Genomic DNA, 13,546 nt, shown 5'->3' with positions numbered 1-13,546 from the left:
AATTATTATGCCAACTTCCCGTCCAGAACAATCCGGTTGGCGCCGCTGGACTTGGCGAGATACATGGACTGGTCCGCGGCACGTATGAGATCGAGCTCTGTCTTGCCCTCCGCCCATAACGTACAGCCGACGCTGGTGGTCATCGAAAGATCCAGCCCTTTAATCCGCATCGGCAATTCCAGTTGATCGGTTAACCGTTGGGCGACCTGCATCAAACCGTCGTGGCCGTTCTGCAGCCATGCGGCCACCACGAACTCATCACCGCCTAGCCGTGCGACTAGATCCGATTCGCTAGTGGCCTTCTTGATGCGATTCGCGAATTCCACAAGCACGAGATCGCCGACTTCATGTCCGTAAGTATCGTTGCATTGTTTGAATTTATTTAAATCGAGGTAGAACACCCCGAATAAGCCTTCTTCTCGGCCGGCGCGGTCAATCCAGCTTTGGATTCGTACGCTAAAGCCTCTGCGATTCAGTAATCCCGTCAGAATGTCGCACTCGGTTAATTGAATAAGTTCGTGCTCTAGCTTTTCGCGTCTTTCAATTTCGGCTTTTAATTGAATCAATAATTGCTCATAATCGTTCAGAATACGAATTTTGTCATCATAGGTGATTTGCTTGCCTAGCTCTGACCCCAGAGCGAGCGATAACAACTGTAACGTCTCGATATCGCGGCTGGAGAAAGCATTAGGCTGGCCGGAGATGACTTTCAACACGCCGACAGCATTGCTTGATTCAAACAGGGGAACGCAGACCATGCTCCGCGCGCCGACTTTCATCGTCGCTTCCTTGTTGACACGGTCATCCTGTTGCGTGTCCGGCGAATACAAGATGGTCTCCTCCGTCACGCACAAGCCGGACAAACTGCCGTTCTTATGGATACGAATGCCAAGATGAGGCTGCAAAGTGCCGCTGACCGCAGCATAAACCATTTCATCAGCCGACAGCATCTCGATCGTAGAACCGTCGGCATCGGTTAATAGGCACATCCGATCGCATATCGTCTTCATAAACAGATTTAAATCAAAGTTAGATAACAGCATCTGCTGCTGGACTTCCATTATGACTTTCAGGCGACGGTTTTCAATCATCGTCCCTATTCCCCTCCATGCTAGCATAGTAATCTGCCTGACATTATTAGTTAACATGCTAGCATTTTTAAATAGGTTTGTCAGCCTAACTGCGTACCGTAGTTTACCATATAAAGTACGAAATAAAGGGGACTTATGGGACGCCGCGAACTGGACTGTCGTAATCCATACATTAGGAAAGGGTTCAGAAATGACTTCTGTTGGCCAATAAAATTCCTGTATTGAATAGGCGGGTATGTCTATAATAGATAGAATAGAACCGGTTGTTACTTAGATAAAAGGGGTTAATTTATGAGTGAGCAGGGCTTCAAAGACTATAAGTTAGGCGAGGAAATTTACCGTTCATTAGATAGCTTGGGGTATCAACAACCAACGGAGGTTCAAAGCAGGGTAATCCCTATTGCGCTTGAGCGTAAGGATTTGACCGTCAAGTCCCATACGGGAAGCGGGAAGACCGCCGCTTATGGCATTCCGATCTGCGAGATGATGGAATGGGAAGAGAATCGGCCTCAGGCGCTGATCTTAACGCCGACTCGCGAGCTTGCCGATCAGGTTAAGCAAGACATCATGAACATCGGCAAATATAAACGAATTAAGGCAACCGCTGTGTACGGGAAGCAGCCTTTCTACAAGCAGAAGGTACAGCTGCAGCATAGAAATCACGTCATCGTGGGCACGCCGGGGCGGTTAATCGATCATATCGAGAAGCAGACCATTGACCTGGAGCAAATTAAGTTTCTTGTAATTGATGAAGCCGATGAGATGCTCAAAATGGGATTCATCGAGCATGTGGAGAAGATTATCCGTGAGCTTCCCCAGGATCGAATGACGATGCTGTTCTCGGCGACGTTGCCTAAGGACGTGGAGAATTTATGTCATAAGTATATGAATCATCCATTGGACATAGAGGTGAAGACAGAGGCAAGAACGACAAGCCAAATTGAACATGCGATTTATTCAGTCAAGGACGAGAACAAGCTTGGTTTGCTCCGGGATGTCACCATCCTCGAGAATCCGGATAGCTGCATGATCTTTTGCCGAACGCAGATCCGGGTTGAAGTCGTGCATAAAGAATTAAGCAAGCATGGATATCCCTGCGGCAGAATTCATGGGGGAATGGAGCAGGATGATCGCACGAAGGTGATGAACGCGTTCAAGCAAGGGGAATTCCGCTATCTGATCGCGACGGATGTCGCCGCGAGAGGGATCGATATCGAGAACATCAGCCTTGTCCTCAACTATGATTTTCCGCAAGAGAACGAAAGCTATGTCCATCGGACCGGCCGAACGGGAAGGGCCGGAAATTCGGGCACAGCGATTTCCTTCGCTACGCCGACCGAAGAGAAATTCGTTGCCAACGTCGAGCGATATACCGGGTTCGAGATTCCGAAGAGAAACAACCCTTCCAAGGAAGCGGTCGCACGTAACCTTCCTGCTTTTGAAGCGAAAATAATGAAACGGCGAACGGCCAAGAAGGATCGCAGCCCCCGTTCGAATCAGGAAGTGCTGAAGCTTTATTTTAACGGAGGGAAGAAAAAGAAGATCAGGGCGGTAGACTTCGTCGGCACTATCGCCAAGATTGACGGAGTATCGGCGGATGACATCGGGATTATCACGATAGAGGATACCGCCTCCTACGTGGACATCCTCAATGGCAAAGGGCGCCTCGTTCTTGATAAGATGAAGGATACGACGATTAAAGGCAAGCTGCTGAAAGTACATGAGGCTAACCGGAAATAAAAAGACATCCCATGACATACGTTAATCCTGAAGAAAATAGTAAAGGCACCCAAGCGGGTGCCTTTTTGTTCTTGCCCTATAGAATGACACGGCCGTTCATAATGGATTCGTTCGGTTGCAAGAAATTCAACACGGCGTTCAAGAATTCGTCCTGATGCTCGACATTTGATAGGTGAACAGACGGCAATATGACGAGTGTTGCGTTCGGCACCGTGTCTGCGATTAATTCGCTGTGGCTAGGAAGAGTCACGGTATCATATTGGCCAGCAATGACTAATGTCGGGTTATCGATGAGGGAAACCGTCCGGCGCATATCCATATCGCGGATTGCGGCCCAGCTTCCGGCGATTCCTTCGGGGCGGGTCGCGAGCACCATCTCGCGAAAAGAATGAACGACCGCATTCTCCGGCTCCAGCATATGCGGAGGAAACCAGTTCTCAATGAAGGTGTCGGCGATTTCGGGGAGATTCTCGGGTTGTAGCACCGCTTGGATCAGCCCTTGCCATCGTTCAGGCGGCCCCAGGTAGGAGGAGGTATGGCTTAAGACCAGCCGGTCGATCCGCTCAGGGGCATAGATACCGAGCCATTGGCCGACGACACCTCCTAATGACAATCCGAGGAAATGTACCTTGTCGATAAGAAGAGCGTCCAGCAGTTCGATGACGTCCCGTCCCAGTCTGTCGAACGAATAGGGGCCGCTGGGAGAATCCGAGTCGCCATGTCCCCGGTAGTCGTAACGAAGCACGCGGAAATGCGGAGACAATTCTGCAATTTGGCTGTCCCACATATTCATCGTAGTGGCGATGGAGTTCGCAAGCATCAACACGGGTCTATTGCCTGATCCATCGATTCGATAAGCAATTCGAACGTTATCATCGGTCGTAAAATAGTGTACCCCTTCGCTGGCTATAGCTTCGTTAGGCGTCGTAGACATTTTATCGGTCCCCCTTACTGGTTATAGTGGAATTTTACTGGTATTGGTTTACAATCTAAATAAGATGATGAAGGAATATGGAGCCTGAAACCTTAATTTTATCGTTGTTCTCGATCCTAACTTTAAATAATGAGGTGCACGGATTATGGACCGGATAGACAATCAGATTTTATCGATCATTCATGAGAATGCCCGCATAACGATTTCTGAGATGAGCCGGAAGATCACGATGTCACAGCCGGCCGTCACCGAGCGGCTTCGAAGGCTGGAGGAGCAGGGGGTCATAGCAGGCTATAGGGCGGTGCTGTCCCCTCCCAAGCTTGGAAAGTATACAACGGCGTTCGTTCTGTTCAAAACGAATAACTGCAAGGAATTCGAAGAGTTCGGAGAGGCGGCGCCTGAGATCGTCGATCTCTACCGAACAAGCGGAGAGTATAATTATTTACTTAAGGTTGTAACCGCAACAAGCGAGACCTTGGAAGCCTTCCTCGAGAGCTGCCATGCATTCGGTTTCTCCTCGACGCTTGTGGTTCTGTCTACGCGATTCGAGGATAAGAGTCTTGTTGCAGACCAGGATGTATCAAGCTCAAGCTCAAGTTAAGTCTTGTAGATGGACGGTCAATAATGAATGACGGAGGCGTTAGGGTGAAAGTCGGAATGATTGGCATTGGAGATATTGCGAAGAAAGCTTACCTTCCGGTATTAACGCAAATGGAGGGGATTGAGCTTCATGTATGCACGAGGAATGAACAGACTTTAAGAGAAACGGCCGCTAAGTATAAAATTAACGATACCTATACAGATATGGATGAGATGTTAAAGAGCGGGATCAGAGCGGCTTTCGTCCATTCTGCTACTGCCGCTCATGAAGAGATTATTCATACATTGCTCGATCACAATGTTCATGTTTATGTGGATAAACCCATTACATCCGACGGCGAATCCTCTGCAAGGTTGATCGAGAAGGCGGCAAGCAAAGGTTTAGTATTGATGGCGGGCTTCAATCGGCGGTATGCGCCGCCTTATCAGAAATTGAAGGAAATAGAGAAGCCCAATCTGATCATTATGCAGAAAAACCGGGGTCATCAAGCCGCTGATTTGCGCACGTTCGTATTCGATGATTTTATTCATGTCATCGACACCTTGCTTTATTTGATCCCGTACCCAATAGACGAAATCAAGATAAGCGGCAAACAAGCGGACGGTATGCTGCATCACGTCATTCTGCAACTGGAATCCGGGCAAGGTACAGCAATTGGAATTATGAATCGTGAAGCGGGGACCTCTGAGGAGAAAGTAGAGGTTATGAGCCGCAGCGAGACAAGGGTTGTAACGAACGTGAATGAAATCTATACACATAAAGATAAACAAATCTTGCATTATGGCTCGAATGATTGGGAACCAACGCTTTATAAAAGAGGCTTTCACGGAATCGTGTCCGCTTTTATTGAAGCAATAAAAGATGGTTCACCATCCTATGATGGTTATGACCGGGATTTACAAGCGCATCAAATAGCAGAGAAGATTGTTCGAGCCCTTGGATAAGAGTTGAATAGGAACTTAATAAGGCACCCAAGCGGGTGCCTTTTGAATTCGCTGGCCTTCACTTGTTTACCGCGGTCTCCACTTTTCTTTGTCCCAGAAGATTCGTTCCCATAACCCCCGCAATAATGAGTACAGAGCCGATCAGATGATAAAACGTCACCTCTTCCCCGAGAAACACCGCTCCGGCAGCCATGGAGACGATCGTTGCGAGATTGGCGAATACGCTCATTCTCGACGCCTCCATCTTAGACAGGATGTAGTTGGACAACAACGCCGTACCTAGCGAGGATGCTACGCCCAAGAAGAGGATGGCGGAGATAAAGGTGCTGCTGGTAAGAGGCGCAAAATAGTGGCCGAGGGTGCCATCGATGGCATGGCTGGTAATTGTAATGGCCAGAAATACGACGCATCCGGTTCCTAATATCAAATAAGCCATTTCCGCCGGGCTGAACTGCTTCAATAGCAAACGGACCAGAATGATATATCCGGCAAAAGCGATACAGGTTAACAATAACAAGGAGATCCCTGTCAGATTCGAGAAATCGATGCGGTTGCCTTTCATAACGAAGATGAACACGACGCCGAACACCGACAGAAGAATAGACAGTTTCTGTAAGACGGACGTCTTTTCTTTAAGAAATAGAGAGGCAATGATCATCGTAACGACAGGGGTGAATGCATACAGAATGCCTCCCTCCGCCGAGGTGGCATGCTTCAGACCGAATGCTTGAAGCGTGAAGAAACCAAGCGGGTACGTGATGGCCAGCAGCAACACTTTGTACACAGGCTTGCCGCGATACGAAAGTTTAACCCGGCCGAGCGCTACCGGGATGGACATGGCCAAGAATGAAGCTGCGAAACGGAAGGCCAGCGCGTCGAGCGGATTAGCGTAGTCGAGTACGATCTTAGCTAACAAGAAGGATATTCCAAGAATAACCGCATTAAGAACGGCCAAGAAATAGGGAAGCCTCATATTTTTCACGATTAGGGTTGCTCCATCCTTTCTAATTAACGGTAACGTGTTCGCGAACTTCTCACCCGTTGATTTGAAGATAGGGCAATTCTAACAATCGAACAATGGCACTTTGCGCGGATTGTTCCGGTACAGTTAGATGGAATGCAATATTAAGAGCTGGAAAATAAATGTTATGATAAGGACAGGCAGGGAAGGAGAATCGTGTGTGAAAAAGTATTTCTCGATACTGTCGGACATGGAGCGAAAGATACAGGGGGGGATGTACCTTCCCGGTGAGAGGCTGCCCTCCGTTCGCAGTGCCGCAGCGTCTTACGAATGCAGCATCAGCACGATCACCCGGGCATACATGGAACTGGAGAAGCGCCACGCCATTTATTCGGTTCCGCAGAGCGGATTCTTTGTCGTCGAGAAGCCGGGAGACTGGCGGGACAACAGAGAAACGAGACTAATCAACTTCGCTTCGGTAGTGCCTGATTTGGATGTGTTTCCTTATCTGGATTTTCAACATTGTTTAAATAAAGCGATCGACATCTACAAGTACGACCTGTTCACCTATGGCGATCCGCATGGGCTGGAGTCGTTCCGTCACACACTTGTGTCCCATTTGGCTGGTGACCAAGTGTTCGCCAAAGCTCATCAGGTCATCATAACTTCGGGTGCACAGCAGGCGCTGCAAATTTTGGCCAAGATGCCGTTCCCGAACGGAAAGACCGCGATATTGGTCGAACAACCGAGTTACGATCTCTATCTACGATTTCTGGAAACGGAACGGATACCGGTCTATGGTATTGCACGTACGGCGGCAGGAATCGATTTGAGCGAATTGGAGAGGTGGTTCAGAAGCGGTGACATCAAATTCTTTTATACGATGTCTAGATACCACAATCCGCTTGGCACCACTTATAGCGCAGCAGAAAGGAAGGCGATCGCGAGATTAGCCGGCATGTACGACGTATATGTCTTAGAGGACGATTATATGGCTGACTTGGGCACGGAGCAGCCATTCGATCCGATTTACGCTTATGATACGGGTTCGCATGTCATCTATGTAAAAAGCTTCTCCAAAATTATTTTTCCAGGCCTAAGGGTAGGGGCCGTCGTGTTGCCGGAACGTTTGCTAACGGCCTTCCATGCCTACAAGATCTATCCCGATACGTCGCTGTTGTCCCAGGCGGCGCTTGAAGTGTATCTCAAGAACGGAATGTATGAGCGGCACAAGCACAAAATAAGCAGCTTATATGCATTGCGCATGCGAGCGCTGAATGAGTCGGTCGAGCGGTACAACGAGGCGGGTTCAGTCGAAGTACCCCGAATAGGTTCGGGCATTCACACGCAATTTAAAATAAAGCCGACGGTCAATATGGAGCAGCTTATTAAGCGGCTAGCCGAGAGGGATATCAAGGTCGTATCCGGAAATGCATTTTATATTTCGGGTTATTTGGAACGGGAGAAGTTTCTGCGGATCAGCATCTCCCAGACACAACCGGTGCAAATTGATGAGGGGGTCAAGGCCATCATCGAGGAAGCAAGACAGGGAAACCGGTGGTAAATTAGAGTGCTAACAAGATGGTCAATTTATTACAAGCAATAGGTCAATTTATTACGATGACAGCAACACTAAGCGCGTGGTAATTTTAAGACAGGAAAATGAAGGCAATGCAACCTTCGGGTTCAACCTCGCTGAGAAGTGTGGGTGGGACCTTTTTTTACTTTAACTGCAGTCCAATTACTGGCCGATTTTCCGTAAATTGTTGACAGGATGGCGCAGAGGGTGATAACATCTCAGGTGTTAATGCAAGCGTTTGCACAAAATAGTCAACCCTTCCCTTTAATCGCGGCGCATGAATCCTACTGTTAGAGGGGAAGGAATTGCAGGCAATTATGCAAACGTTTGCATCACATAAAAAAGGAGGATTGTTTATGTCTTTAGGTAAAAGACTGCTCAAAAAAGGAAGTTCGCTCCTGCTAAGTCTGACGTTATTGATGTCCGTGGTACTTGGATTAAGCACGGGCACCACGAATGCCGCGGTTGGGACCGACTTCCGTGTTTCAGTGATGGGGCCCTTGACGCAGGTTACGGATTGGACTTCATTTAGAAATCAACTGCAGACTTTGAAAAGCAACGGTGTGTATGCTATTACGACTGACGTATGGTGGGGGATTGTGGAAAGCGCCGGCGATAACCAGTTCGACTGGAGCTACTATAAAACCTATGCAGATGCGGTACGTGCGGCCGGCCTGAAATGGGTTCCGATTATGTCCACTCACCAATGCGGAGGAAACGTCGGCGACAATTGTAACTTTCCGCTTCCAAGCTGGTTGTGGAGCAAAGGGACCGCCGATGAGATGCAGTTCAAAGATGAAGCCGGGTTCGTGAATAAGGAAGCGATTTCCCCGTTCTGGAGCGGTATCAGTGCGCAGTATAACGAGCTGTACGCTTCTTTTGCCCAAAACTTTGCTTCCTACAAAGATATCATCGCGAAAATTTATCTGAGCGGCGGACCTGCGGGCGAGCTTCGTTTTCCATCCTATAATGCTGCAGCCGGTTGGTCTTATCCGTCCCGCGGGAAATTCGAAGTTTACACGGACACGGCGAAGCAAGCGTTCCGCAGCGCAATGATCAGTAAATACGGTTCATTAAGCGGCGTCAACAGCGCGTGGGGGCTGAGCCTTACCAGCCAGAGCCAGATCAATCCTCCGAGTGACGGGGATGCCTTCTATACGGGAGGCGGCTACGCCACCAATTACGGGAAAGACTTCTTAACCTGGTATCAAAGCGTGTTGCAAAAACATTTGGGTGTCATCGCCACTGCGGCTCACAATCAATTTGATTCCGTCTTCGGCGTTCGCATCGGGTCCAAAATCTCTGGCGTGCACTGGCAAATGTCCAGTCCAACTATGCCGCACAGTGCTGAGCAAGCGGCAGGCTACTATGATTACAACAGTCTGATTCAAACGTTTAAAGACAACAACCTGGATTTAACCTTTACTTGCCTGGAAATGTTCGATGCCGGCTCCGCGCCGAACTATTCCATGCCGTCGACGCTGGTGAACAACGTGTCGTCTATCGCGAACGCCAAAGGCGTGCGTATCAACGGCGAGAATGCGCTCGTCGCTTCCGGAAGCAGCGCTTTCCAAAAAATCGAGGAAAAAATAACGACTTACAACTACAGCGGCTTTACGCTGCTTCGCCTCAATAATATCGTTAATTCCGACGGATCGGCGACAAGCGATATGGCCCTCTTCAAGCAGTATGTCATCAGCCATTCAGCGCAGGATGACACGCATAATTCCGTAACGGTGTATTACAAGAAAGGCTATGCAACGCCATTCATTCACTATCGTCCAGCAGGCGGCACATGGACGGCGGCTCCAGGTGTCAGGATGCAGGATTCTGAAGTGAGCGGCTATGCGAAGATCACGATCGACATTGGATCCGCTACGCAGCTGGAAGCCTGCTTCAACGACGGCAACGGCAACTGGGACAGCAACAATTCGAAGAACTACTTCTTTAATGTGGGCACCTCAACCTATATGGGCGGCGGTGTCATCACGTCCGGTCCGCCTGCAGGCATTACGCCGGATACGACGGCGCCAAGCGTGCCAACAGGGCTGACCAGCACAGGAAAAACGGATACAACCGTGTCTCTGTCCTGGACAGCATCGACAGATAACACGGGCGGCAGCGGGTTAGCCGGATACGACGTTTACCGGAACGGCAATTTGGTGAAGTCGGGCGTTACAGCAGCATCCTATACCGACACCGGCCTCAGCCCGGCGACGAGCTACAGCTATACCGTTAGAGCGAAGGATATTGCCGGCAACGTGTCCGCAGGCAGCAGCGCAATATCCGTAACGACCAATACGGCCCCGGCTACTAACAAAGTAACGGTATATTACAAAAAGGGCTTTACAACGCCATTCATTCACTATCGCCCGGCAGGCGGCACATGGACGGCGGTTCCAGGTGTCAGGATGCAGGATTCTGAAGTGAGCGGCTACGCGAAGATCACGATTGATATTGGAACCGCCACGCAGTTGGAAGCTTGCTTCAACGACGGCAACGGCAACTGGGATAGCAACAATGCGAGGAACTACTTCTTTAATGCAGGTACCTGGACTTATTCGGGCGGCGGCGTCATTACGGCAGGCGCACCTGTAGTCAGTTCCTTGGCAGCATAGCCGGATCTGCCTTAGGAACCCGCAGCGATTACGGAAGTAAACCGACAGAGCAACGCGAGCAATCGCCGAGCTCTGTCTTTTTTCTACCGTTAAAACTCATGGTGGAAGTAACGTACGATTAGTAATAATATAACGGGCATACAGGCTGCTCTTATAGTTGGGCCTAGTCTTTAGAGGACCGTGCAGCAGCAATCAGCATGGGAATGGCAATCAGAAGGCTAATGATAATCGGAAAAATAGAGCCTTCGAGTCCAAAATCCCCTCCTGTAAGAAGGGCAGGACCCTTTACTTGTACAGTGAACAATCCGGTAGCAGCATGCCCGGAAACAGGGATCCCAAGCATTCCCTCAAGTGCATTCCAGGCAAAGTGCAGTCCGATGGCAAACCACAGGTTCCTTCGCCACAGGAATGCAGCTCCGAGCAGAACACCTGCTTCAATGACTATAGCGAACCCGCTCCATAGTGTTGCCCCTGCATTCCCAAGATGCACAACTCCGAAGAAAAGGGAGGTCACAGCGAGTGCGGGCCAGGTTCCAGCCCATTTGCTGACGGCTTGAAACATAAGGCCGCGAAAAATAAATTCCTCAACAATGGCTGCACCTAAAGCTGCTACAATGGAGGTCATCAGCACAGAACTCGTATCTGCAGCACTCGCCCATTGAAAGGAATAAACTCCCGTGGCAGCAATAATAAGAGTGGATACTAGGATAAAGATTACCCCGGTTAGCATTCCCATCCCGGCCTCAACACCGGCACGTTGTCTTGCTATCTCAGGCGTTGACCGGCGGGCCAAGTATTTCATCGTAAGGCTATAGACCATGATGATAACTGCACCCTCCGCAAGCGTCACAAGAAGAGAAGTAATTCCCCCTGCTTGCTCCGCTAGCGGCCGAAATATCGAATCGACCAGAATAATACCGATAGCCCCTGTAATCATCCAGACGAGCGGGAAGCGCCAAAACGCACTCCAAGCACTTCTTTTTCCGCCATTTTGCTGCATCACTTTATGTTCAGATCTGTTCTTCATGTCTCGCATCAGCTCCTTTATTATTGCTTGATGATTATCAGTTTAAGCTGAAAAAGTCATGAAGGGAGAGTGCGCTTTAGTCAGAATTTGGTCACATGACAATACAAAAAAAAGCCGGCAACGATAATCAGCTGCCAGCTTCCTAGATATCAGATTTTTAATGATCATCCATGATTCCTGAGTCTCGGGCTTTACGGGCTGCTTCCCGCCGTCCCTTCACATTAAGCTTCGAGTAAATCGTGGAAATATAATTTTTGACCGTGCCTTCACTAAGAAACAGTGCCTCAGCAATGTCTTGATTGCGCATGCCTGAGGCGAGCTTATGCAGGACTTCAAGTTCGCGACCGCTGAGCCCGTATTCATTACTTTTTGGAGCGGAGGCATGGTTCATGCTTTTGATCATTTTACCCGCCATCTCCTGCGTGATTAAGGTTCCTCCCGCATGAACCACCCGTATGCCAGCGGCTAGTTCCTTCGGATGAATGGCTTTGAGCAAATAACCTTCTGCCCCGTGGCTTAATGCCGTCAGAACATATTCGACTTCCCGGTAGGAGGTCAGGATGATCACTTTGACTTCAGGCATCCGCTCTTTGATCTGTGCCGTTGCGGCAACGCCATCCATGACAGGCATATTGATGTCCATCAGCACAATATCGGGCTGGAACTGCTCACAGATTCTAACGGCTTCATCCCCGTTCTTGGCTAACCCGACAATCACCAAATCTTCTTCCATGGATAGTACGATATGGAGGCTCTCCAGAATTAATTCCTGATCATCGGCAATCAGTACTTTAATTGTGGCCATGCAGCATCACTCCTTTCAGCGGAATTTCACATTTGACCTCGGTGACCGCTGCGGCTCCCGTCTTAGACGATATGCTCAGGCTGCCTCCCAGTTGCTCGACCCGTTGTTTCATAGTCGTCAGGCCGAAGCCATACTCCAGCTTGTCGATTGGCTTCCCATTATTTTGAATGATCAATTGTAGAGTGGACTCGGAGAACGTAAACTCCAGATTCAATTGAGACGCTTGGCCATGTTTCAATGCGTTCGTGAACGATTCCTGAATGACTCGAAGGATCGTCTGCCGTGCTTCGAATCGCAGTGGAGGCTCTGTCCCGAGCAGATTCAAAGTCAGGACGGTTCCCGTATTCTCCTGGAAGCGGGTCACAAGCGCCTCGACCTGCTCGATAAGATGGGATTCCTCTTCGTCGCCCATCTCATGGACAATGTTCCTCATCTCGTCCAGATTGTGCTCTGTCAATGCTCTTAAACGAATTAACCGATCTTTGACCTCGGCGGGCTTGTGATCCATTAAGGCAATGGAAGCGTCCAGACTCATGATGATGGAGATAAAGGAGTGTCCCAGCGTGTCATGAAGCTCCTTGGACATGCGGTTGCGTTCTTCAAGCAAAGTCATCTTCTCAATCTCCGCGGCGTAGTGGGTCAGCAGCTTATTCTGCTGTTCGACTTCAGCTACCAATGCATTCTTCTGAGAATACGCATTGGCTACGGAGCTTGCCCATATCCCGATGAAGCAGAACAGCAGGTTGTCTGTTCCAATACTAAGGGTTTGTTCCCAAGATAATTCCGAATGAGATTGAAAGGTAAAGGGCATCAGAACAACTGCGGGAATGACCCAGAGCGTATACTTCGTCCATACGTACCCCATTGCGAGACTCGGCAGCAAGTAGTCTGCCTTGGAAGCAAGATCCGGATGGAAGACCGTATACACAAAATAAGAACCGCCCAGCACTAGCTCCAATATGCAGAACCAAGCTTTGTTCATTCGCCGCCCAGGAAACCAGAACATCATCGGGGCGATAAACGCTGCCATCAACCAGATGAACTCCAACCATGTACGGCTAGAGGGCTCACCCATAGTAAGGAGCTGGGATAACAGCAAAATATAATGGTATGAGCGGAGAGCAAATATGCCCCAATCCATGAAAGATAATATTTTTTTCATATGAGTGATGACCGTAACTCCTATATATTCATTTTCTATTGATCTCCAATAGAATACCATTTTTTATACTAAACTTCTTCCAGA

The 13,546-nt window shown here is 49.1% G+C and carries 11 protein-coding genes; 5 read left to right on the top strand and 6 right to left on the bottom strand.

Translation table 11 applies throughout. The features are described from left to right. Positions 1-5: 5 nt before the first annotated feature. Entirely contained in the window at positions 6-1,091 is a 1,086-nt protein-coding gene (locus PKO01S_RS03625) for a sensor domain-containing diguanylate cyclase (protein WP_127529935.1), read from the bottom strand. Between the two features lie 291 nt (positions 1,092-1,382). Between PKO01S_RS03625 and PKO01S_RS03620 the strand changes: the two genes are divergently transcribed. Continuing rightward, positions 1,383-2,831 (top strand): DEAD/DEAH box helicase, encoded by a 1,449-nt coding sequence (locus PKO01S_RS03620; RefSeq protein ID WP_127529934.1) that lies wholly within the window; start codon positions 1,383-1,385, stop codon positions 2,829-2,831. A 76-nt stretch (positions 2,832-2,907) separates the two neighbouring features. Here PKO01S_RS03620 and PKO01S_RS03615 read toward each other — a convergent pair whose 3' ends face one another. Beyond that, complete coding sequence (locus tag PKO01S_RS03615; protein WP_127529933.1) at positions 2,908-3,765, bottom strand: alpha/beta fold hydrolase; 858 nt, start codon at positions 3,763-3,765, stop codon at positions 2,908-2,910. Positions 3,766-3,910: 145 nt separating this feature from the next. On the opposite strand from PKO01S_RS03615, the gene PKO01S_RS03610 reads away from it, so the two are divergent. Together PKO01S_RS03610 and PKO01S_RS03605 are read left to right on the top strand one after the other, a co-directional pair. Next, on the top strand, positions 3,911-4,366 hold the full coding sequence (locus PKO01S_RS03610) for an Lrp/AsnC family transcriptional regulator (protein WP_127529932.1): 456 nt from the start codon (positions 3,911-3,913) through the stop codon (positions 4,364-4,366). Between the two features lie 23 nt (positions 4,367-4,389). Beyond that, on the top strand, positions 4,390-5,310 hold the full coding sequence (locus PKO01S_RS03605) for a Gfo/Idh/MocA family protein (protein ID WP_127529931.1): 921 nt from the start codon (positions 4,390-4,392) through the stop codon (positions 5,308-5,310). A 58-nt stretch (positions 5,311-5,368) separates the two neighbouring features. On the opposite strand, the gene PKO01S_RS03600 is transcribed toward PKO01S_RS03605, so the two are convergent. Beyond that, positions 5,369-6,283, bottom strand: coding sequence for a DMT family transporter (locus PKO01S_RS03600; RefSeq protein ID WP_127530058.1), 915 nt, complete (start codon positions 6,281-6,283; stop codon positions 5,369-5,371). A gap of 208 nt (positions 6,284-6,491) precedes the next feature. Between PKO01S_RS03600 and PKO01S_RS03595 the strand changes: the two genes are divergently transcribed. Then, entirely contained in the window at positions 6,492-7,835 is a 1,344-nt protein-coding gene (locus PKO01S_RS03595; protein ID WP_127529930.1) for an aminotransferase-like domain-containing protein, read from the top strand. 371 nt (positions 7,836-8,206) lie between these two features. Further along, positions 8,207-10,468, top strand: coding sequence for a family 14 glycosylhydrolase (locus PKO01S_RS03590; RefSeq protein ID WP_127529929.1), 2,262 nt, complete (start codon positions 8,207-8,209; stop codon positions 10,466-10,468). 163 nt (positions 10,469-10,631) lie between these two features. On the opposite strand, the gene PKO01S_RS03585 is transcribed toward PKO01S_RS03590, so the two are convergent. From PKO01S_RS03585 to PKO01S_RS03575, 3 genes are all read right to left on the bottom strand, one after another. Further along, positions 10,632-11,495: a CPBP family intramembrane glutamic endopeptidase gene (locus tag PKO01S_RS03585; RefSeq protein WP_246070426.1), complete on the bottom strand. Its 864-nt coding sequence runs from the start codon at positions 11,493-11,495 to the stop codon at positions 10,632-10,634. A gap of 157 nt (positions 11,496-11,652) precedes the next feature. Next, complete coding sequence (locus tag PKO01S_RS03580) at positions 11,653-12,300, bottom strand: response regulator transcription factor (protein ID WP_127529927.1); 648 nt, start codon at positions 12,298-12,300, stop codon at positions 11,653-11,655. Beyond that, positions 12,287-13,330: a sensor histidine kinase gene (locus PKO01S_RS03575; RefSeq protein ID WP_246070432.1), complete on the bottom strand. Its 1,044-nt coding sequence runs from the start codon at positions 13,328-13,330 to the stop codon at positions 12,287-12,289. Before PKO01S_RS03575 ends, PKO01S_RS03580 begins: the two co-directional genes overlap by 14 nt. Between the last annotated feature and the right edge of the window lie 216 nt (positions 13,331-13,546).

The sequence above is a fragment of the Paenibacillus kobensis NBRC 15729 genome (assembly GCF_004000825.1).
Lineage (GTDB): Bacteria > Bacillota > Bacilli > Paenibacillales > Paenibacillaceae > Paenibacillus_T > Paenibacillus_T kobensis.
Note: the sequence above shows the minus strand (reverse complement) of the source record. Positions and strands in the feature narration are given on the sequence as shown.